General features: G+C 59.6%; 9 protein-coding genes. 2 read left to right on the forward strand and 7 right to left on the reverse strand.

Annotated elements, in window-relative coordinates; translation table 11 throughout:
- Positions 1 to 2 precede the first annotated feature (2 nt).
- The 4 genes from L8K08_RS22845 to L8K08_RS22860 form a co-directional block, all read right to left on the reverse strand.
- Positions 3 to 197, reverse strand: a complete 195-nt coding sequence (locus tag L8K08_RS22845; RefSeq protein ID WP_124417036.1) for a hypothetical protein — start codon at positions 195 to 197, stop codon at positions 3 to 5.
- Positions 187 to 549: a hypothetical protein gene (locus L8K08_RS22850; protein WP_169366369.1), complete on the reverse strand. Its 363-nt coding sequence runs from the start codon at positions 547 to 549 to the stop codon at positions 187 to 189. Before L8K08_RS22850 ends, L8K08_RS22845 begins: the two co-directional genes overlap by 11 nt.
- A gap of 186 nt (positions 550 to 735) precedes the next feature.
- Positions 736 to 1,098, reverse strand: a complete 363-nt coding sequence (locus tag L8K08_RS22855) for a hypothetical protein (RefSeq protein ID WP_106580610.1) — start codon at positions 1,096 to 1,098, stop codon at positions 736 to 738.
- 2 nt (positions 1,099 to 1,100) lie between these two features.
- Positions 1,101 to 2,090: a hypothetical protein gene (locus tag L8K08_RS22860; RefSeq protein ID WP_242200110.1), complete on the reverse strand. Its 990-nt coding sequence runs from the start codon at positions 2,088 to 2,090 to the stop codon at positions 1,101 to 1,103.
- Between the two features lie 483 nt (positions 2,091 to 2,573).
- Here L8K08_RS22860 and L8K08_RS22865 point away from each other — a divergent pair, with 483 nt between their 5' ends.
- The gene (locus L8K08_RS22865; RefSeq protein WP_242200111.1) at positions 2,574 to 2,876 is read left to right on the forward strand and encodes a hypothetical protein; all 303 of its coding nucleotides are present in this window, start codon (positions 2,574 to 2,576) and stop codon (positions 2,874 to 2,876) included.
- 294 nt (positions 2,877 to 3,170) lie between these two features.
- On the opposite strand, the gene L8K08_RS22870 is transcribed toward L8K08_RS22865, so the two are convergent.
- From L8K08_RS22870 to L8K08_RS22880, 3 genes are read right to left on the reverse strand one after another with little or no spacing between them, the layout of a single operon-like run.
- Positions 3,171 to 3,554, reverse strand: a complete 384-nt coding sequence (locus L8K08_RS22870; RefSeq protein ID WP_242200112.1) for a hypothetical protein — start codon at positions 3,552 to 3,554, stop codon at positions 3,171 to 3,173.
- A gap of 8 nt (positions 3,555 to 3,562) precedes the next feature.
- Entirely contained in the window at positions 3,563 to 20,545 is a 16,983-nt protein-coding gene (locus tag L8K08_RS22875; protein WP_242200113.1) for a hemagglutinin repeat-containing protein, read from the reverse strand.
- 33 nt (positions 20,546 to 20,578) lie between these two features.
- Positions 20,579 to 22,300 (reverse strand): ShlB/FhaC/HecB family hemolysin secretion/activation protein, encoded by a 1,722-nt coding sequence (locus L8K08_RS22880; protein ID WP_242200114.1) that lies wholly within the window; start codon positions 22,298 to 22,300, stop codon positions 20,579 to 20,581.
- A gap of 224 nt (positions 22,301 to 22,524) precedes the next feature.
- Here L8K08_RS22880 and L8K08_RS22885 point away from each other — a divergent pair, with 224 nt between their 5' ends.
- Positions 22,525 to 23,472: an ornithine cyclodeaminase family protein gene (locus tag L8K08_RS22885; RefSeq protein ID WP_242200115.1), complete on the forward strand. Its 948-nt coding sequence runs from the start codon at positions 22,525 to 22,527 to the stop codon at positions 23,470 to 23,472.
- Positions 23,473 to 23,485 lie beyond the last annotated feature (13 nt).

A 23,485-nucleotide genomic window follows, 5' to 3' on the forward strand; every position in this document is an offset into this window, starting at 1 on the left:
GCTTAAGCGCCCTCTGGTTGAAAGATCAAATCACCGTCGATCTCTTCGATCTTCCCGCCCAGAAACGCACCGCCAGTGCCGAATACGTTGCCTATCACTGCGCAGGCCAGCGCACCGTTTTCTTTAGCCGCGACGCCAGTGTCAAGCACCCGTGAGAATGCCGCCAGAAACGTGGTGCGTCCCGGGCTACCAGCCATACAAAATGGACCAAAGCATACAGCCGGCAATCCATACCATTCCAAAATGATACGGCCACAACGCCCAACGCTTGAGGGACAAGGGCACGGACGCCAGTTCAGCCTCGGTTACCTCCCCTCTTTTGATGTGAAATTTAGGCATTGCCAACAGGCCATTGATCACGAGCATGCGATGAAACCTGTCGATGTGTTTATTTCTGCCCCAAAAGCGTTTGTTGTCGCAGACCACCTTGTTCTCGCTGAAGTAGCTTTCCAGGGCTTCGAGCTTTGTGCACTCAGCATATAAAGTGAGTCCCGCGCCAACAAACGCCCCTGCAAATAAAAAGATTGCCAGGATGAGTTGAAAATCCATGCTTAAGCGCCCTCTGGTTGAAAGATCAAATCACCGTCGATCTCTCCGATCTTCCCGCCCAGAAACGCACCGCCAGTGCCGAATACGTTGCCGATCACTGCGCAGGCCAGCGCACCGTTTTCTTTAGCCGCGACGCCAGTGTCAAGCACCCGTGAGAATGCAGCCCGGACCGCCGTGCGTCCCGGGCTACCAGCCATACAAAATGGACCAAAGCATACAGCCGGCAAACCACACCATTCCAAAACGATACGGCCACAACGCCCAACGCTTTAGGGACAAGGGCACGGACGCCAGTTCAGCCTCGGTTACCTCCCCTCTTTTGATGTGAAATTTAGGCATTCCCAACAGGCCATTGATCACGAGCATGCGATGAAACCTGTCGATATGCTGATTTCTGCCCCAAAAGCGTTTGTTGTCGCAGATCACTTTGTTCTGGCTGAAGTAGCTTTCCAGGGCTTCGAGCTTTGTGTACTCAGCGTATATAGTCAGCCCTGCGAAAATCAGTGTCCCGGCAGCTAAAATGATTGCCAGGATGAGTTGAAAGTCCATGCTTAAGCCCCCTCTGGTTGAAAGATCAAATCACCGTCGATCTCTTCGATCTTCCCGCCCAGAAACGCACCGCCAGTGCCGAATACGTTTCCTCCCGCATACCCGCCCGCAGCGCCGCCGATCACTGCGCAGGCCAGCGCACCGTTACCTTTAGCCGCGATGCCCAAAAGAACCCTACAGCCGCTACGGGCTAATGTTGCACCCAGCTTCCCTGCGCCATAAGCCCCCGCCACCCCTCCCATCAATTTCCCCGTCTCCACATATTTCGCCCGCCGACACTGCGCCTCCCGCCCCGCCACACACGCCTCCTTGATTTCCAGCCCTGCCACGCCCACGTCCAGTGCCAATCCCACATACGCGCCCTTGCCCAACCATTTCGACGTTTGCGCAATATCCCGCATCCGCTGCGCATACCCGGCGATCTCGCCCTTTTGCAGATAGCTTTTGGTAGAAATCCCCAACACCTTCTTCAGCGCCTGATTGCCCTGCAATCCGGTGCCAAATCGCGCCGCACCTTGCAGCTGGGTGTCCAGCAGCCCGAACAACGCCTTACGCTGGCGAAGAAACGCCTCACGGTCCAAACCAGTGTTTTTCAGGCGCTGATACAGCTGCTCAATCGCCTCCAGGGTCTGCGCCACTTCATCCAGATGCCGGGCCCACGCTGACGTCGCGCTGCCCACGCCCAACGAGCCGTACCCCAAAAAACTCTGTAGCAGGTCATAGTTATTGACCACTTGGGGTCCGGCGCCAGCGTCCAACTCACGACGAATTGCCTCGGCCCGGCGTACCAGCCAGGCCTCTTCCATCGAACAGGTCACGCTGTAGGGATCGGGAACGATCACCAACTGCCCAGGCATCACCAGCCCAGGACGCAGGTGCCTGTTCAGCACGTCGAAATGATCGGAACGCTGCCGACTCGGGGCACTGCCCATCAACCGGGATTTCAAGCCGTTGTAGTCCGTGGTGCGGTCGTTGATATAGCCCTGCGCCATGCCTCACATCCCTGGATGCAATGAAGTTGGCGTCGGAATATAAGCAAGCGGATACGCCCCGCACACAAGCCTGGGTAGGCTGAGTGATATTTCAGAAGCTGCCTACGTCGCAGGGGAAAAGCACCTACAAAAAGCTATTCACCACCACCGTTGATGGGCGGGTTAGTGGCATTCAGTCATGGTTTTTGAAGGGCCAGCAGGGCGTGTCTCTTTAAATTGCAGGACGTTTCCTAGACAATTCCTGCCGCCTTGTGCCTGCTCGAATCGATGGCTAGTCTGCGGTCCGTCACTGCTTATCAGTGATCGGGTTTAGTCGCTCGGGTCTCATATGGCGCATGGTCCTCCGTGAAGTTTTATGGTGGCTGTGCGTAGGGCACCTCCGGGTGCGCCGGTTTTCCATGTGGCCGGTCGACTAACCTGCGTACAGCCGCCACCCTCGTTTAGTCGCGACGGATGTCAGCTCCAATCATGTGGAGTTACACCATGAAAAAAGTCGTCCCCGATCCACCCCACAACGCCACTAAAGACCGCGCCGCCTTCAACCGCGCCATCGACCATTACCTGCCAGCCCAAGGCGTTCAAATCGAAGACCTGAGCTTCGAAGACGCCCTGCTCTACACCTCAAGCTTGCTCGACAGCGCTTCGGCCACGACACTTAACTGCAGTGAGCAACTGCCTAACCCCGAGCGGGCGAAAATTCTGGCGGTGTGGCATTTGCTGGAAATGGCCAAGACCACCGTAGACCGCTCCATCGAGTGCCTGAACCCCACAAAGTCGCCTGCCTGAAAATAGAATTGGGTCAGACCACCATTCACATGTTTCAAAGAGCAATTTTGATTACCTTTACAAAACCGTGGTCTGACCCCGTTTTCCATTCCACAGGACGTGACACGAGCGCTTTCTCTATCTCACCAAACGTTAGTGGCGAGTCAGCTAAATTTACAACAACACGGCTAGCCTGCTTTCAACTTTCTCAGAGAAAGAAATAGGGGCCAGACCACCATTCACATGCTTCAAAGAGCAATGCTGATTGCCTTTACAGAACTGTGAACTGCCCCCGTTTCGCGTTTAACTCTCGTTTCACAAGTGTTGCTTGCAGCTGACAACTGAAAATTCCCGAGCAAGCACTTCAAACCCTGTGCCTCCATAGTCTTTCAGCCTATATTTAACTCCTTCAAGCTGATCTGCTGAGACGTCATCCACTTCAACTTCGCTCAAGTAAAAACTCCCACACACATCAGGAACTGCTAAACGACGAACCCCTGTAAACCCTAAAATAACTTCAAACGCCGACTGCTCAGACTCATAAAGCATCTCTAAGGTAACTCTGTAAGTATCAACTGCGTGCCCCATATTTTCTCGCTGCAAGCTGAGCCCCAGCACAAGATTTAGATTATAGAAATCAAAATCTGGAATAATGGAAAGCTTCTCAATGCCCTCAATGCTCATTTCAAGTGGCCGCATATTCCCTCCTAGTAATCTGGATGCACGCCAGGCCTGGCACCTTTGACATTTTGATTTCGCTCCACATCTCGCACATGATGGTGGGGATTAGGATGCACGTCAGGTTGCCCATGATCGGTCATATGGGTCTGACCTTTGCTACGCCCATACTCATCATAATGCGTGGTCCGCTCATAAAACTCATCTTTTTTACGGCTGCTCGGTTTGATGTCCACCACCCGCGTAGTCCCCGGGGTAACCTGAGTGGGCGCTTCTTTGTTCTTCCAGTAACTGTCAGGCAGCAGCGGGCCTTTCGAATCATTAGCAAAGATTTTACTGCCGGCCTTCATCCCTAGGGACTTGACCTCGCCCAGGACGGCATCAATCAGGAACTCCGTTGCAACAACGTATTCATCGCCATTCAGAACACTATTAGCATCAGCTTTAGCCTCCTCATGGATCTCCCGCATAAACTCAACTTTTCGGTCTGTCAGCTTTGCTGCCAACTCAATAGCGGCCGACTCTTTATACTCCTGATATTTTTCACCGGCTACTTCCTTGACGACAGCATTCGCAACAGCGCTCACTACAAACTTTAAAGGCCCCATCATAGCTTGTACGCTGAGCATCGCAGCTTGGAACTGCTCTATTGGGAGCGCTTGAGAAATCTTAACAATATCAACGATGCCATTAAGCGCTGCCTCACCGCCGTTACGCGGTAAATTATCTATGTTCGTCGCCGCCAGTTCCAGTGGCTGCCCAGCTTTTTGCTCAGCCGAAGAGGCGAATGGACAACTGCCATCATCAATACAACTTTTAATTTTCTTATCGTAAATCTCTGCATTTTGCGAAAAGGTAGTCAATGCGCTAATCACTTCCGGTGGAAGCGTTTCTAGCGCATTAGGGTCAAGGCCTTTGCGGGCTAAATTTTTCGCAATGGTTAGCGCTTGCTCATCCCCAAATGTTTTGCGGGTCTTCGCCGAGATATCATTGATACTTACACGTTGAGCTTGGATTTCTCCCTTGATCTGGTCGAGCGCGCTTGCGACTTCCTGAATCTTCTTCTTTTGATTTTCGCCGAAATTAACAACGTCCTTAACCAAGTCTTTAGCAGTTTTCTCGGGGTCCATCACCGCATCAATCGAGGAACTGCTCGCATACAGATCGGTGCGTTTCTCTCCATCCTTAGTGATTTCATAGGCTTTGCCCACGTCGCGGTTCAAACTGGTCGTGGAGTCAGCACCTGTTTCGGCATCCTCGCGTACAACGATCTCACCGGTCCCAACAGTTGCACGCACAATCTGCTCGCGTTCTTTTTCGTAGTTCCAACCCTCAACGCTCCAACCGGTCTTACCTTCCTTGCCTTTGCCCGTCTGGCTACTGTCTTGTACGGTGCTGCCTTTACTGTCATTGCTACCGGCTTTGTAGGTCCCGCCTACGTTGAGGTAGTAACCGTGCTCTTTATCCTGCCCGGCGATATCGCTGAAACCCAGCGTACCGGTGTCCAGTTTAAGGTTGCCGTTGTCGGCAGCGATGACAGCACCGTCGACCTGGGTATGGTTCTCGGTACGGATATCGACTTTGTTTTTGCCGGTGATGCTGGTTTGTTCTTCAACCCAGTCGGTCTTGCCGGTGGTTTGGCCATAGCCGACCGAGCCGCTGACACCCGCTCCCGGGCCGATCGTGGCCGTAACACTGATGTCAAACTCTTTGCCGTTGACCTTGCCGGTATCGGCCACCGAGGAAACGTTGAGGTTGCCACCGACACGGCCTACTACTTCATCACCCCGTAGGTTGGCACCGCCGATGTTGGTGTCCTTACCGCTGTTGAACCCCAGGCGGTCGCCTGCGTATAGATATGCCTCTTGTTGACGTTGGCCTTCTCGTTCCAAGTTGCCTTTGCCCAAACTCACACTGACATAAACGCCGATGCCATCGGAGCCAAAGGTAAGACCCGCCTCCCCGCCGCCACTGTGGCGATTGTTTTCGCTGGTGCTGTCGTTATGCGCCGAACGGATATTCAAATCCTTGCCGGCATTCAGCTCAATATCTCGTTGCGCCTTGGCCTGTGTACCAATCAGGTTGAGGTCATTACTTGCCTTGAGGTTGATATCGCGGCCAGCATCAAGTTGCGTAGGCGTAGAGGTGCCCTGGGCACTGTCGCCCGTGGCGGTGCCATAACTGCCACCGACACCGACCTTGATCCCGCCACTGGTGCCGCCATGAATACCGCCCCAACTCTGGGTGTTGGTGGTTTCCTCACTGACGCTGCCTTTGGCGATATCAAGGGTCACGTCGCGCCCTTTAATATTGATGTCGCGACCGGCGTCCAATTGGCTACCCTTCACCACGACGTCGTTGCCGGCGTTGAGGCTCAGGTCTTTGCCAGCATTGAGCGTCGAGGACCTGTTGGTCTGCTCGACCACTTGTTGGCTATTGCTCTGTTTGCTATTACCAAACTTGGCATCACCCGTCGGGCCATTAACAAACTGGCCGACCGAATCCACTGCCTTGAGCGTGCTCGAACCTTTGCTGACATTGTCCTCGCCCTTGCCCGCACCGCTCACCGCTTCCTTGGTATTGGCGTAGTTATGGTTGATCGAAGCCCCCAGGCCATTGCTCTCTTTTTGTCGCAGTTGCTCGGTGAGGGTGCTTTCACGGGCGGCATCGATGTTGATATTTCTCCCGGCCGTCAGGTCAATATCATTGGTTGCATCAAGGTCGGAGCCTCGCTGATTGATATCGCGTTTGGCGTTGATCGCGACGTCCTGGCCTGCACTGATCTGGCTGCCCGCAGCGGTCTCGCGTTCCAGGCGATCTTTTTTCGTGGAGCCTTCGGTGCCTGCAAAAACACTGAAGCCATTGCCATTGCTGGAGATACTTGAGCCCGTCTGTTTTTTCTTCTCCCAACTGCGTTCGCTGCTGGAGTTCTGAGCGGCGACCACGTTGACGTCACGCCCGGCGTCCAGGCTGACGTTGCGCCCGGCACTGATGCCGCTGCCCACCAGGTTGATGTCACGTTCAGCCTGCAAGGTAGCATCGCGGTCAGCATTGACCTGGCTGCTTACGCTCGTGCTGCTCTGCGCTTCACGCCCGGCCTTCTTCGCCGAAGAGATCGCCACCGACGTTGGCCTCTCCACATAGCCAAATTTCTTTTTGTATTCCTCGCTGCGGCTGTACGCCGTGTCATTCGCAGAAACCAGGTTAATGTCGCCGGTGCTGTTCACCAGCCCGGCGCGCAGTTCAGTGTCGTTCTCAGCACTGATCTCACTCGCCCGCAACCGCACGTCATTACCCGCAGCCACCACCACGTCATTGCCGGCCTCCAACTCGCTGCCGACCTGGCTGGCGGTGGTTTTCAGCTGGCTCTTGCCGCTTTTCGAAAGCCCGAGGAACCCGGACTTGGTCTTCTTGCTGTAGGAACCGTGCTCCTCGACACCCGACAGCACCGCGATATCGCCCGTGGCACCCAGCAGCATGTCGCCGCCGGCTTTCAATTGGCTGCCGATCACGGTGACGTCGCGCCCGCCTTCGATGTTCATGCCGCCGTCGGCTTTTTTGCTGGCGTTGATGGTCAGGTCTTTGCCGGCTTCGACGACGGAGGCGACGTTGGTGCTGTCGTAGCTTTCACGTTGTTCGCTTTTGCTGCGACCGAACGAGCCTTTGCTCTTTTTCGAGTAGAACGAAGCGTCTTCGTCGAGTGCCGAGAGGATGCTCACATCGCGCTGTGCCTCGAGGGCGACGTTGCCGCCACCGGCAATTCGGCTGGCGGTCAGTTCCAGGTCCTTGCCGGCATTCAACGACACGTCGCCGCCGGCGGTCAGCACGCTGGAGACTTGGCTGATGTGGTCTTTGGACTGTGTGACTTTCTTGGACTTGCTGGAGGAATGCTGCTCATCGGCAGCCGAGGAAACGCTGAGGTTTTCGGTGGCCGTAATGCTCAGGTCGCGCTTGGCGTCGATGCGGCTGGCGATGGCGCTGAAGTCGCGGCCTGCCGAGACTGTCAGGTCACGGCCGGCTTCTACGCTGGCACCGTTTTGTGTCACGGTTTCGGTGCGCAGGCGGCTACCCATGTTGAAGCCATCGCGCTGCTCAACCGCATCAATATGAACATCGCGCCCGGCGGTGATGAGGGTGTCGCGCCCGCTTTGCAACACACCACCGGTGTTGGCCACGTCGCGCCCGGCATTCAGGGTCAGGTCATTCGCGGCCTCGATGCGTGACACGCTGTCGAGGTAGTCGCGACGCGTCGCGGTACCGCCACCTGTGCTGGTCACGGCGCGCTCGTTGATCACATCACCCTTGAGGGCCGTGAGCGTGACGTCGCGCCCGGCAATGATGCCACCAGACTTATTGACGATGTTGTTGCCGGCCAGCAGGTCCAGACGATTACCGGCTTCGATCACGCCGCTGTTGGTCAGGTCGTTGCCGGCTTTGGCTGAAAGGTTGTTGGTAGCGCGCAGGGTGCCGGCGTTCTCCAGGTTTTCCCCGGCGATCAGGTTCAGGTCGTTACCGGCGATCAGGGCACCGTTCGGCGCAAGACGGTTGTCGGCCTGGGCCATGTAAAGCACCGGCACCAACACTTTCTCACCGTTCACTGAATGCTCTTCGAGCCAGACGATGTCGTGCGTCAGGGCGGCAACCTGCTGCGAGGTCAACGACACGCCCACGGCCAGGTTCAGCTGTTGCTTACTGCTGATGGCGTTATCCATCAAGTACTTGAACAGTTTTTCGTCGGTGTTCTGGCCGTCGATAAAACGCTGCCCCGTACGCGCTTGCACGGCTTGCTGGATCAAGTGTTGCTCATAAAGCCCGTCGCCCAGGCGTTTGGCACTTTCATCCGGGTTGTAACCCAGGCCCGCCAGCAGGTAGTCGGAGCTCATGAACTGTTTCAGGTCGGTGAGCACCGGGTTGGTTTCGACCAGGTATTTGTGCGGTTGGGACACCGGCCCGGTGGGCGTAAAGCCTTGTACACGGCTGACGGTCTGGCTGGCGACCGAGGTGGTTTGCGCGCCTGCGTCGAGTGGTTTAGCGACCACCGTGGCTACTTGCGTTGGGCGATTGCCTTGGCTTTGTGTATTGGGCGTGCCGGCTACCGGCTGGATGCCTGGCATCACCGGGGTGACACCGGGAATGTTCACTGTGGGGCGCGCGAGGTCGCCGGGTGTAGTGACCTGTATGCGCGTATCGCGCTCAGTCAGCGCCAGGTTTGGCTGGTCACCAGGCCCGCTGACTTTGACCGTAGGCAGGGTCGAACCTGCGGACGGATTTTGGCTGTTGATGCCATCCCCACGGGCGATCTCACCGGTAGTGATCTGGCCAGGCGTCCAGACGCCGCCGTTGTCCACATCGGTGGCCGCAGAGACGTCAAACGCCGTGGCGCTGGCGGTGACGCCACTGACCTGGCGTGCTGTCGAGCCCAATTGGCGAGTCGCGGCGCTCTGTTGATCGACTTGGGTCAAATCGAAGGTACGCGTCGTCGGTGCTGGTTGCGCGTCCTTGCGTTGCGCCAGGCCGAGGCTGGCGCCGCCCATGGTCCAGCTTTGCGGGCCCGTGTTGGCCTGTACCGCCTGGGTGCCGTCGACCGCTTGGGTACTGAGGTGGAACAGGCCGTGGGTACCGGTCGGCAGGCTGAACTCACGCAGTGTCAGCGGGTTGACTTGCTGTTTGGCAAGGTCAGGCGGCAGTTGCGCAGCGAGTTGCACCACCACCGTTACCGGTCCGGTGCTGATAGCGGTGTCTTCGTGGCGCGCGGCGCGTTCGGTCAAGGCTGTGAACGGTGTCTCACTGCTGTTGATCAAGGTCTTGGTGGCGGTGATGTTCACCGCACCACCGGCCTGGATGATCGCCGGCGCCAGTGACGCCCCGGCGGTCGATACCAGGGTGTCGGCAACCAGTGGGAACGCCGACAACGCACCGACCGGCAAGCTTTTAGGGCCGCCCTGCGCGTTGTACGGGTCTACGACGCTGCGTTTGAAACGCCAGTAAGTACCGTTGGACGCGGTCAACCTCCAGGTACGGGTGCGCGTGCCGGAGCCGGACGTCGCACCTTTGTTGGTGAGTGTGTCCGCCGTGATATTCATGTCCGTGCCGGCAGCCAGGGTGCTGTATTCGTTGAGCACGTTGTTTGCGGCGATGTCCATTCGCCCGTTCGACTGGATAGTCGAGGCAGCCGAGGTGTTCAGCAGCTCACTTTGATAATTCTCGGTGCCGACAAAGTCGACGACAAAACTGCCACCACTGCAGTCCCAGCAAATGGTGCCGAGCGAGCCGCCACTGCCCGGGATTTCTTTGGTCTGGAACACATCCCGACGGTTAGTCAGGTTGGCCACCTTCAGCGACATATCCCCGCTGGACTGGATGCTGCCGGAGACGTTCTCCAGGCGGGCGGCTTTGCTCACGCCGTCACGGCCGGCAACGTCCAGGCGCCCAAGGCTGTAGATGTCGCCGTATTGATTGGTGATCGAGTCGCTGTACATCGCCATGTCGTTGCCGCTGAACAGCAAGCCATGATCGTTGAGCAGGGTCGCGCTGGTCAGCGTTACCTTTTGCGCTGCGCCCAGGGTCCCGTAGTTGTTCAGGCCACCTGCCGCGAGGTTGAGAGTGGCCGCAGAGGTCAGGCGCCCACGGTTATTGAGCTGGCCATCAACGTTGATCACCGCATCGCCGCCGCTGGTTATCTTCGCGCTGTTACTCAGGTCCAACTGGCCCGCGTGCAGGTTGAGGGTGCCTTGGCTGGTGACTTTGCCATTGCCCGAGTAAGCGCCCGCCAAATCGAGCTTCAAGCTGCCGTCACTGGCAATCAAGCCGTTATTGACCCAGCTGCCGCCCTTGCCTTCCAAGTGCGTGGAGGCCAATAGCTGCCCGGTTTCGGTCTGGGTAAAGTTATTGACATTGACGTTCAAACGCCCTGCCTGGATGACGCTGGTGTTGGTCCAGGTATCCGCGTTCAAGGTCAGGCCGCCACGGGTGACGATGGTGCCGCCGGCACCGGTGACATTGGGCAGGGAAATATCGAAATTGCCCTCACCCATGTGCAGCAATTGCCCGCCGCTGTTCTGGAAGCTGGCAGCGGCCAGGGTCAGGTCCTGGTTGGCGGTTTCTACTGCGCCGTTGCGGTTATCGAACAGGCTGCCGATCTGGAATTGCGTGGCACCCGTGCGGCCCAGCGCGCGTAGCTTGCCGCCCTGGTTGTCGATGGCATTGGCCGCCACCGTCAGGGCGTTGGTGCTTTCGATCAGGCCATTCTGGTTAGTCAGTTGGCCCGTGAGGCCCAGTGCTATCTGGTCGCCGGCGATCTGCCCGTTGCTGTTGTCGAGGTTGTCACCCTGGACCCGCATCAGGCCCTTGGCATACAGCGCGCCTTGCTGGTTATTCAGGGTGGCGAGGGTCAGCAGCGCGTCACCCGACTGCGCCGCAATGTGGCCGCCCTGGTTGTCGAGCCGGCCAGCAGTGAGCAGAAGACGCTCACCCTGGATCAAACCGCCCTTGCGGCTGCTGCTCTGGTCATAACCATTACGCATCACACCGACCACGCCGGCGTCGATGTCACCCTTGAGGGCGGCAAGCACACCGCCACGGTTGTCGAAATTACCGGCTTTGAACTGCACGTCACCGGTCTGGCTGATGATGTTGCCGCCCTGGTTATCGAGGTCGCCATTGACCTCGACACGCAATCCGTTTTGCCCCTGCAGCTTGCCTTGCGCGTTGCTCAGGCCGAAGGATTTGATCTGCAGGTCGCCCTCTTGGCTGTAAATCAAACCATCGGCGTTGTTTTGCACCATAGCGCTGGCATCAATCGCCAGTGGGCCTTTAGCGGCGACCGTGCCGCCTTGGCTGTTGTTCAGGCCACCCATGGCCAGTGACAGGCGCCCTTGGCTGGCGAGTTGGCCGCCACGGTTATCCACCTCGATAGCCTGCTTGAGCACCAGCGCCCCGGTGCCGGCGATCTTGCCGTTGACGTTGCCCAGGTTACCTTGCAGGTCGAGCACCAGGTGGTCGTTGCCCATCAGCGAGCCGCCGGTGTTGATCAGGTTGCCACCCAATACGTTCAGGTTGCGCATTGCCGTGATACTGCCGGCGCTGTTGTCGAGGTTGGCCGCGCTCAGGTCCAGTGTTGAGCCGCTGTCGATCAAGCCGCCTTGGGCGTTGCTCAGCAGGCCAATCACACTCAGGGTCTGCTGCGCACCGCTGGAAATAATGCCTTTGTCACTGTTGTCCAGGCTGGCCGCGCTGACACCCAAGCGTCCCTGGCTGACCAGTACGCCTGCGCCGCTGTTGAGCAAGCCACCACTGAGGCGCAGGTCGAGGTCGCCGTTGCGGCTGGAGAGCGTGCCGCCAGCGCGGTTGTCCAGGCTGGCGCCGGCAATATTCAGCCCCTGCCAACCCGATATCAGGCCAGCGCGATTGACCACAGCGTCGGCATTCAGGCTCAGTACTTGTTGGCTGATGAGTGTGCCGGCGCTGTTGTCCAGGCTACGCCCGCTCAGGCTCAGGGCACTTTGGCTGGAGATCTCGCCGCCCTGGTTTTGCGCGTCGCGCAGACGCTTCAAGGTCAAAGGTCCCTTGGCGAGGATCAGGCCTTGACGGTTGTCCAGGTCACCATTGGCCAGGTCCACGGTCAGGCGCTGATCACTGATCAGCCTGCCGTCGCGCAGCGCCAATGCGCTGAGGTTGAGGTCGATATCGCCCTTGGCCGACACCTCGCCACCGTCGCTGGCGTCCAGCGCCTGGGCATTCAGCACAAGGCTGCCCTGGCTGTTGATCAGGCCTTTGGCGCTGTTGTTCAGGGCCTGGGCATTGAGCGTCAAGGCGCGGGTGCCGAGCAAGCTGCCGCCCTGGTTATTGAGGTCGCCGCTGTTCACCGTCAGTGTTTGTGCGGCGTTGATCAGGCCTTGTTGCTGGTTATTCAGCAGACCGGTGCTGGTCAATTCGAGGTCGCCACGGCTGGTGAGCGTACCGCCGCTGTTATCAACAGAGGCTGCATTGGCACTCAGGCTGGCACCTGCAACCAACCCCTTGACGTTGGTGAGTACCTGGTCGATACGCAAGGCCAGGCCTTGGTTACTGAGCAGCCGGCCATGGCTGTTGTCCAGGTTGCGCGCCAGCAGGTCGAACGCCTGGCCGCTGGAGATTTCACCGCCTTGGTTGTTCACGCCATTGAGACGATTGAGCACCAGCGGCCCGTTCGCGTTGATCAGGCCTTGCTGGTTGTTCAACTGCCCGTTGTTCAGGTCCAGCGTCAGGCGTGTATTGCTGAACAGCTTGCCGCCCTGCTGGTCAAGGCCATCGACGCTGGCCGTCAGGGCCTGGGCACTGCCGATGCTGCCAGCGGCGTTGTTCAACAGGCCAGCCTTCAGGTTCAAGGTGTCGCCGCTGTTGAGGCGAGCGTTGGTATTGTCCAGCGCACCGGTAGTTACCGAGACCGCCCCTTTGCCACTGACCACACCTTTCTGGTTGTCCAGGCTGGCGCTGCGCAGCTGCAACGTACTGTCGGTCACCAACTGGCCGTCTTGGTTATCCACCGCGCCTGCCAGGTCCAGCTCCAACGCTTGAGCGCTGGAAATACGGCCTTGGCGGTTGATCAGGTTGGCGGCATTGACATTCAGGCGCCCTTCACTGCTGAGCACGCCCTGGCTGTTATTGAGCTCGCCGTTGAGTTCCAGTTGCAAAAGTTGCTGGGCAAGCAACTTGCCGTTGCTGTTGTCCAGGTCCTGCGCCGTGAGCATCAGCCGCTGGGCATTGAGCTGGCCGTCGTTGCGGTTGAGCAGTTTCGCCACGGTCAGGCTCAAGGCTTGCCCGGCCAGCACACGACCGCTGTCGCTGTTATCCAGGGTTTGTCCGGTGAAGCCCAGGTCGCCATTCGTGGACAGCTCGCCGCCACGGTTATCGACATTGCCGACCTGCAGTTTCAGCGCTTTTTCGGCGCCTGCCAGGCCTTTGCGGTTGTCCAGGGCCGTGCCCTGCAACGCCAGCTCGGTGGTGCTGATAAGTTGACCGCCACGGTTATCGACTTGGTCAATCGTGGCCGTTACCGCGGCCTTGCCCGTCACATCACCGGCACGGTTGTCGAGCCGCGCGGAAGACAGCAGCAACGCGCCGTCGGCGATCAGCGTACCGCGCTGGTTGTTGATCAACTGGTCGGCGGCGACGTCCATTGCCCCGTGGCTGCTGAGCAGGCCATCGCTGTTGTCCAGGCTGGCGGCACGCGCGTTGATCGAGGCTGCGCTGATGGTCCCGTGGGCGTTGCCTAACGCCTCTTTCACCTGCAGCGTGAGGCCCTGATTGCTGATCAGCTTGCCGGTGGCGTTATTCAGGTTGCGAGCCGCCAGGGTGAACGCTTGTTGGCTGGAAATCTCGCCGAGCTGGCTGTTGTTTACATCCGCCAGGTTTTTGAGCATCAACAGCGGGCTATTGATCAGTCCGGCGACGTTGGTCAACTGGCCATGATTGAGGTCAAGGTCGAGCCGGGTTTTGCTGAACAGTTCGCCACCCTGCTGGTCCAGCCCGGTCACTGTGGCCGTGAGGTTGTTGTCACTGGCGATACGCCCGCTGTTGTTCAGTTGGGCGGCCGAGACGTCCAGGCGGTCGGCACTGGTGATACGGCCACTATTGTTCAAGGCGCCGGTGGTCAGCGTCAGCGCGCCGCGACTGTTGAGCAGGCCTTTGGGGCCGTTGTCGAGGCTGGCACTGGTGAGGTTGAGGCTGGCATCGGTTTCCAGAATGCCGCCTTCGTTGGCGACAGCGCCGCCGACCTCCAGCGTCAGCGCAGCGGCCGAAGACACTGCGCCGCCTGTGTTGTTGAGGTTGGTGCTGGTCAGTTGCAGCGTGCCTTCGCTGCTGATCTGGCCCTGCTGGTTGTCCAACTGCCCGTTCAGTTCGGTGCCGGGAATGGCTGCCAGCGCAATGTTCAGGGATTGCTGGCCTGAGAAGGTGCCATGGCTGTTGTCCAGCCGCGCGCCGTTGAAGTGGTTATCGCGGGCAAACACCAGCCCTTGGGCCTGGTTAATCACCTGGGCCACGGCCAGCTCCAGCGCCGTACCGGCGACCAGTTTGCCGCCGCTGTTATCCAGGCGCTGGCCCTTGAAGTCGATGCTGCTCTGGCTGGAAATTTCGCCGGCGCGGTTATCAATGGCGTCGACCGTCAGTTTCAGCGCTTTTGTAGCGCCTACCAAGCCTCCGTTGCGATTGTCCAGCGAGGTACCGCTCAAATTCAGCTCACCCAGGGCAACCAACTCACCGCCTTGTTGAGCCAGCACGCCAACAGTGGCCTGCAGGTCGTTCTGGCTGGCGATACGGCCCGCCGCGTTTTGCACGTTAGCGGCGGTCAGCCGCAGCGGCCCTACGGCACTGATCAGGCCGTTCTGGTTACGCAACTGTTGCCCGGCGTACACCAAGGCCGCCTTGCCGCTGAGCAAACCTTTCTGGTTGTCCAACTCAGCCACATTGAGTTGCAGGTCTTTTTGCGCGAGGACCACGCCGCTGCGGTTGTCGACATTAGCGCTGTGCAACGTCAGCAGGTCCTGGCCGATCAGCCGCCCTTCGCGGTTGTCCAGCTGGCCGGTGTGCAGTTCCATGGTGCCCTTGGCCAACACCCGGCCCTTGGCCTGGTTGTCCAGTAACCCGTCAACGGTTGCGTTCAGTTGACCGTTGCTGACCAGTTGCCCGCCCTGGCGGTTATCCAGGCTGGCGGCGTACACATCCAACAACGTGCCGGCGCCCACTGTGCCGCCCTGGTTGTTCACTGCGCCCTTGACCTTGAGGCCCAGGCTCACATCACCAAGCACTTGCCCCTTGGTGTTGCTCAAGCTGGCTGCATCCAGCTGGGTGTGCCCTGCGCTGACGATCTCGCCCTGGTCGTTCAGCAGATCTTGCTGGACGGCCACGCGCGTGTCCAAGGTACTGCTGACGCTGCCTTCGCGGTTATCCAGGCGCAAGGCTTCAAGCCCAACTCCAGCCGCTGAAATCAAGCCTTTGACGTTGAGCAGGGCGTGTTCGACTTTAAGGGTCAATGCCTGGTCGCTGAGCAGGTTGCCGCCGCTGTTATCCAAGGTGTCGGCGGTCAAGGTGAAGGCGTGTGTGCTCGAGACCTCACCGTTGCGGTTGTCGACGTCTTTGAGGTTCTTGAGCAGCAACATCCCCGGTGCATTGATAAAGCCATCGACGTTGTTCAACAGCCCATGCTGCATGTCCAGAGTCAGTTCACTGTTGCTGTAAAGCTCGCCGCCACCGCGTTGGTCGAGGCTGGTCACACTGGCGTCGAGCGCCTGGCCACTGGCGATACGGCCTTCGAAACGGTTGTCGACGCTGGTCGCTTTGAGGTTGAGGCGATCGGCGCTGGTGACACGGCCTTGGTGCTGGTTGAGCAGCACACCCGTTGTGAGTTGCAATGCGCCGTCAGCGATGATGTGCCCTTGGCTGTTGTCCACACTGGCGCCGTTCACGGTCGCGGTGCCGGCACTGAGCACTTCACCGTTCTGGTTAGTGATCGCACCCTGGGTGCTCAGCACCAGCGCCCCGCCGCTGCTGATACGCCCACCGCTGTTGCCCAGGCTGGCAGTGCGCAGTTGCAACCCAGCATCGCTGCGGATCACGCCTTGGGTGTTGTCGGCGTGCTCGGCCAGGTTCAGGTCAAGGTTGTGCTTGGCGTAGAGATTGCCTTGAGCGCTGTTGTCCAGGTTGCCGGCCTTGAGGCTGACGTCCTGTTGCCCTGAAATCAGGCCCTTAAGCTGGTTGTTCAGCCTGCCGAGCGTCAGTTGGAGTGCGCCGTTAGCCAGCACACGACCGCCGTTACTGTTGTCCAGGTCATGCCCTGCCAACGTCAACTCGGTCACGCTGGACACTTCACCGCCACGATTGTCGACCTTACCGACGGTCACGTTCATGGCCTTGCCCGAATTGAGCAACCCGCCCTGGCGGTTATCCAACGCGTCGCCCTGGACCTGCAGTTGGCCAACCGAAGTAATGCTGCCCTCGCGGTTATCCAGTTTGCCCACACGCAGCTGCGCATCACCTTTGCTGGTGATGCGGCCTTTGGCCTGGTTGTCCAGGCTGGCGGCATTGAGCTGCACACCGTCGCCGGCCGCAAACAGCCCGGCCTGGTTGAGCACGTTGGCCGAGACCTGCACCGTCACGGCGCCTTCGCTGGTGAGCTTGCCGGCGCTGTTATCGAGGCTGGCGGCATTCACCGTCAACACCTGCCCGGCAGCCAAGGTACCTTGGGTGTTGGTGATGGCGCCCTGGCCGGTCAAGGTCAACTGGTTGTCGCCCTGGAGACGACCCTGAGTGTTATCCAGTGCTGCCACGTTGACCGTCGAGCGCTGGCCAAGCAGTTCACCATGGCGGTTACCCAGCACGCCCTCGATGCTGAGGTTCAAGTCAGTGGCAGCGCTCAATTTGCCGCCCTGGTTGTCCAGGCTGGCGCTGTTGACTTGCACGGCGGCGGCGGCAATCAGGCCGCGGGTGTTGTCCAGTGCCTGGGCGATACGCAAGACCAGGGCTTGCTCGCTGAGCAGCTTGCCGCCCGAGGTGTTCAGGGCCGTTGCCGCCAGCTCAAAGGCGTGCGCACTGGAAATTTCACCGCCCTGGTTATCCACGCTGCCGAGTTGCTTGAGCAGCAACTGCCCAGGCGCGCTGATCAAGCCACCCTGATTATTGAGGTGACCACCTTGCAGGTTCAGGCTCACATCGGCCTGGCTGGAGATATGCCCCGCGCGGCTGTTATCCAGCGCCGTCAGCGTCATCCCTAACTGCGTGCCGCTGCTTACGCGCCCGCCCTGGTTACTCAACGTGCCGGTAGTGATCTGCAGCGCATCGCTGCTGGACAGCGTGGCATCATTGTTGGCCAAACCAGTGGCTTCGATAGCGAGATGCCCATCACTGACGATCGAGCCCTGCGTGTTATTCAACTGACCGCCAAGCGCCAAACCCAGCTGGCTTTTGGCAGCCAGGCTGCCCCCCGCACTGTTGTCCACTGTCTGACCCGCAATGTGCAGTTGCTGGGCGGAAATCCGACCTTTGAGTGAGTTGTCCAGGTGGGCGACAGTCAATTGCAGGTCAGCACCGGCGCTGAAGAGCCCCGCCTGGTTGAGCATGTTCCCGGCAATGCGCGCGGTCAGTGACGCGTCGCTGGTCAAGTTGCCGCGACGGTTATCCAGACTGGCGCTGTCGAGGGTCACGCTTTGCCCGGCTGCCAACGTACCGGCCTGATTGCTGATTGCACCCTGCGTGTGAAGCGCGAGCGTCGATCCAGCCTGCACCTGGCCCTGATCGTTATTCAGCGCGCCAAGCCCTAATACGAGTTGCTTGCCGAGCAACTTGCCCGCGCGGTTATCCAGTTCGGCATCGACGTGCAGGTTGAGGTCGTCTACCGCAGCGAAACGGCCGAATTGGTTGTTCAGCGTGCCGGCCTGAACCTCCAGAGTCTTGGCCGTTACCAGGCCTTTGGCGTTGTCCAGAGCACGGGCGATGCGCACACTCAACGCTTGCTCGCTGAGCAACTTGCCGGCGCCGTTGTTAAGTTGATCGGCGTTCAGGTCGAACGCCTGCACGCTGGAAATTTCACCGCCTTGGTTATCGACACTGCTCAGCTGCGTCAGCAGCAACCGCCCCGGCGAGTTGATCAAGCCTCCCTGATTGTTCAGATGGCCACGATTGAGGTTCAGGCTCAGGTCGCCCTGGCTGAAGAGCTGACCGCCGTTGCTGTTGTCCAGGCTACCCACAGTCAGCTGCGCGCCAGCGTCGGCGCTCAAACGTGCACCTTGGTTAACGAGCGCGCCGCTCACCCGAGCGTTCAGCCGATCACGGCTATGCACAAGGCCGCTCTGATCGTTGATCAAACTGGCAACGTCAATCTCCAGGCCATTGGCGGTAATAACGCCGGCGCCGTTGTTCAGGGTTTGCGCGATGCGCAGGCCCAGCGCTTGGTCACTGAGCAATTTGCCGCTGCGGTTATCCAGGCTGTTTGCGGTCAGTTGAAAACCATGCGTACTGGAAATCTCACCGCTGCGGTTATCGACGCTATTGAGGTTGTTGAACGTCAGTTGGCCGCCCGCGTTAATCAAGCCGCTGTCGCGGTTGTCGAGGTGGCCATTGCCCAGGTCCAGGTTGACGTCGTTGTTACTGTACAGGCGCCCATGATCATGCTGGTCGAGGCTGGTGACGCGGGCATTGAGAGCCTTGGCGCTGCTGATCGAACCGCCTTGGCTGTTATTGACCGGCCCTGCAACCAGATCAAGCGCGCCACCACTGATGAGTACGCCGCTCTGTTGGTTATTGAAGCTGCCGGCATTGATCTGTGCGCCAGTGCCGGATTCGATGCGGCCCTGCTGCTGGTTATCCAGCGTACCGGCAATGTTCAGCCCCAGGCTGCCCTGGCTGCTGACGACGGCTGACTGACTGTTGTTCAGTTGCCCGGCGTCGATCTGCAGGTGCTGCCCAGCGGCCAGGCGACCGGCCTGGTTATTCAGGGTCGCGCCGGCGCTCAAGCGCAGCGCTTGGCCCGAGGAGATCAGGCCAGCGACGTTGTCCAGGTCATCGACATGCAAGGTGACGTCGGCCTGGCTGGAGAGTTCGCCCTTGCGGTTGATCAATTGCCCGACGTTAGCGCGCAGCCCGCGGTCGCCGGCGACCAGCCCGGCCTCAGAGTTGAGCAGTCGAGCGGCATTCAGCTCAATGCTTGCAGCACTCAGCACGCGGCCTTGTTGCTGGTTATCCAACGTTGCGGCGCTGACCTTGAGCTGGTTTTTCGCACTCAGGGTGCCGCCCTGGTTGCTCAGCGTTCCATCGACATTCAGTGAAAGGTCGCGACTGGCAATGAGGGTCTTGCCGTTGTTATTCAACTGCCCGGCGCTGATTTGGATGTCGCCCTGCGCGTTGCGTGTCTGGTCAGCGTTAACGCCAGCTTCGATGATGCCGTTGTTGGTCAACGCCCCGCCGCTTTGCAACTGCACGCGATCACGCGCAACCATGCTTTTTTGGTTGATCAGTGCGCCTTGGGTCTGCACATTCAAGGCACTGCCCGCCAAGACCGATCCCTGTGCCGCCACGCTTGCGGCCTTCACATTTACGGCGCCGGCTGCCGAGGTCTGGCCCATCACCACATTGCCCGCCGCATCAATCTGAATATCGCCGCCGGCAACCATGTCACCCGACAGCCGCACGCCCACACCGGCCTCGGTGCCGATCAGCTTGACCGCGCCCACGTACATGCCACCCAGCGCCGAGGAGTCAATCGCCAGATCCGGCGTCTGGCTGCCATCCGCCGCACGCGCCGTGGCGTTCAAAGTGCGCGCGTCGACGTCGTTGCGACCGGCCACGATGGTGAGTTTTTTCGCCTGGATCTGCGCGTTGATCGTGGTGGCGCGGGTGATGATTTCGAACTGGTCGACGTTGCTGGCGTTCAAGCCGGCACCTTCGATGGCGACGTTGCCTTGGTCGACCTGGTAGCGGCTGATCTGGCCGTTTTCGATCACCGCTTTACCAGTGGTCAGCGTGGCTTGTGGGGTGTTGATAAAGCCGCAACCGTTGCAGCTGATGCCGTACGGGTTGGCAACGATGACATGGGCCGACTGCCCCGCCACTTCGGTATAGCCACGCAGCTGGCTGGGGCTGCCGCCGTTGACTTCGTTGAGGATGATGTTGGCGGCAGTGCCCTGGAAATTCGGGTTGCCGACAATAATGCCGCCCAGCTGAGTGGACTGCGTACGCCCGGTGGCGTTGTTGAGAATGACCCCGTTGGCGCCAACGTTGTAGTCATGGAATTGGTTGTGCGACAGCCCGCTGCCGTTTGGCGCGGCGATGTTGACGATAGGTACGCCATTGGCCGCTTGCCCGAGGCTGGTTCCCGGCGCGCTCACCACGATGCCGTCGGCTTGCGCCAGCAGTGGCTGCCAGAACATGGCGTTGGCCAGGATCAACGCTAACCCACGTTTAGGCAGCCCCAGAAAGCGGGAGCGGCTTTTTACGGCAGCAGAAGGCTGTTGCGCGAGGAAGGCGAGCTGACGAACGTCCATGTAATGTCTCTATGCCCGAGGGCGGTTAAAAATTTAAAGGAAAAAATCCAGGCGGAAATAAATCGGCGCTTCACGTTCCGTGATCGCAGCCGGTCGTTCCAAGGAGTGAGCAAAGGTCACGCTGGCCGCGACGTTCTTGCCACGGGCAAACAGGTCCAGAGAATTGCTGCTCATGCGCCCATGCTGCTCGGCGTTGTAGCGGCCGTGGCTGATCACGCCCTGGTCATAACCAAGACTGGTGCCGTATTCGCTGAACACCGGCTGCAGCCAGGCCCAAGTCACTGGGCGGCTCCAACGCAAATCGTTGCGCCAGTAACCACCGCTGTCACCAGCGAGCATCTGGTCTTTGTAGCCGCGAATCGACGATTGCCCGCCGAGGCTCATGCGTTGTGGGCTGAATAACACGTCTTCACTGTGCTGGCCGGTCATGAAGCTGCTGAAACTGAGTGACTCGCCCCACAGCGTGAACGGGTACAAATAGCTCACCGTCGCGCTGTATTTGCGGTAGCGCGCATCGGCCTGGCCGGGCTTGGGGTGATGATTGGCCTGGGCATCGAAGGCGCCGATGCCGTCCTGCATGCCCAGGTCGATGTTGAGGAACGAGCTGCCAATCCGCCGACCATGGTTGATGCCGAACTGCGCTTCGCTGAGGCGGTTGCTGCTCAGGGCGAGCTTGCTGTCTTCGATGAAGTTGTTAGTGCGCAGGTAGGCCACGCCAGTGCTCAGGGAGGTTTTGCTCAGCGCGTCACGATGAATCACACGCTCCAGGCGCAGTTGGTGGTTTTGGCTGTCGCCGGTTTGCTTGAACGTGAAGTTATTCGCCTGGGCCTGGGAGCGGTATTCGCTCTCGCTGTAGGTGTACGTGAGGTTCCACCAGCCAAACGGCAGGCTGTAATTGAGCATCGAATTGCGTGAAGTTTTCTGGTGGTCGCTCACCGCATCGTGGCCGCCGCGCAGCGAAAGTTGGTCGGCCAACCCCAGCGGGTTGTCCCAATCCAGGCTCGCACCCCACTGTTGCTCGCCGGTGCTGCGCTGGCCGCCGTTATGGCGCGACAAGCCGACACGCCACGGTTTCTGCGGAGTGTTTTTGACCAGAACGTCGCTACCACCCACGGCCCTGCCCGGCGCCAACTCCATCTGCGCCTGGTTCGACGGCAGGCGGTTGAGCTGGTCGACCATCTGTTCGATTTCGCGCAGGTTGAGCAACTCGCCGGTCTTGCCTGGGAAACTCATCGCCAACTGGCGGTCGGTGATGCCGCTGCCTTCGACGCCCTTCAAACTTTCGAGCTTGCCTTCGACTACCTGGATCTTGAGGTTGCCGCTGGAAAGGTCCTGCTGTGGCAGGTAGGCACGGCTGGTCACCAAGCCTCTGGCCAAGTAACGGTCGGTGATGACCTTGAGCACTTCATTAAGCTGCGGCACGCCCAGGCATTGGCCGATATAGGGCTTGATCAGCGCGTCCCGCTCACCTTCGGGCAGCGCATCGGCGCCGGCGAGTTCAATGGTTTTGATCGGGAAGCAACGGGTATCCACGGGCGTGGTCGGCGTTGCAGGCGCGGCGGATTTGCCGGGCAAGTCTTTGAGTTCTTCGAGGCGCCGCTGCTGGTCTTCGAGCAGCCGGTCCTGGCGGTCGCGAATCAGGTCGGTGATGCCCGGGGTGGCCTGCGGGGGGGCAGCTTGCGCTAATCCGGCAACGCCCAGGCAAAAAAAAGCGGACAGCAGGCCAAGCCTTGTCCGACGTTCCAAACGCCACATTTCTAGATCCCTCTATATGGCACTGAGCCACTAATCGGCGGCGATAATAGGATGGCGAAATGCTGGCGTCAATTAAATGTACCCATTTGTATCAGTCCTGATGCATTGATTCAGTGCGTATCACAACTTTCCGGGAGGCAGCGCTGTAGCTTTTTTGATACGGATATTGCTCAACAGAATTATAAGTCCATAATGGACAAATCAGTTTATCCGCGGAGATAGCCATGCCCAGCACGCCTCACGTGATCAACCAGGCCCAGGCCCACGAATTACTTGCGCAAATCGATGTGCCTCACATCCTGCGCAAGCTGTTTCGCGACCTGGCCGCAGGGCTTGCGATACAGCCGGCGCAACAGCTGGTGGAGTTCCCTCAGGGCGCCGGCGACTTTATCAACTACCTGGGCGTGCTGGCCGAAGACGGGGTTTACGGGGTCAAGACCTCGCCCTACATCGTGCGTGAGCAAGGGCCGCTGGTGACCGCATGGACGCTGTTGATGTCGATGCGCACCGGCCAGCCTCTGTTGCTTTGCGATGCCGCCGAACTGACCACCGCGCGCACCGCAGCTACCACTGCGCTGGCGGTGGACGCGCTGGCACCGGCGGCCGCGCGGCGCCTGGCGATTATCGGCAGCGCCAAGGTTGCGCAGGCGCACGTGCGCTATGTGCAGAACCTGCGCGACTGGCAGCACATCAGCCTGTATTCGCCACGCCTTGGCCGCGCGAATGCCGACACCCTCGCCCACCTCAAGGGCCTGGACCCGCGCCTGACCCTCGCCACGAGCTGTGACGCCGCCCTGGAAGACGCCGACGTCATCCTGCTCTGCACCTCCTCGGCAACACCTGTGATCGACCCGACACGCTTGCGCAAACCCGCGCTGATCACCTCCATCAGCACCAACGCGCCGCGCGCCCATGAAGTGCCGCCCGAATGCCTGGAGCACATGCACGTGTTCTGCGACTATCGCCAGACCACCCCAGGCGCAGCCGGTGAAATGCTGATCGCCGGTGAACGGCACGGTTGGGACAAGCGCACCATCGTCGGCGACTTGCCTGAGTTGCTCAGCGACATGGCGCAGCGCCCGGACTACGACCGCCCTGTGTTTTTCCGCTCCATCGGCCTGGGCCTGGAAGACATTGCACTGGCCAATGCCCTGTATCAGATCCAGCGCTAACCGCCTTTTGAGG

The sequence above is a fragment of the Pseudomonas sp. TREG-RG-20F-10-E-6-01 genome, from assembly GCF_022662455.1.
Classification (GTDB): Bacteria; Pseudomonadota; Gammaproteobacteria; order Pseudomonadales; family Pseudomonadaceae; genus Aquipseudomonas.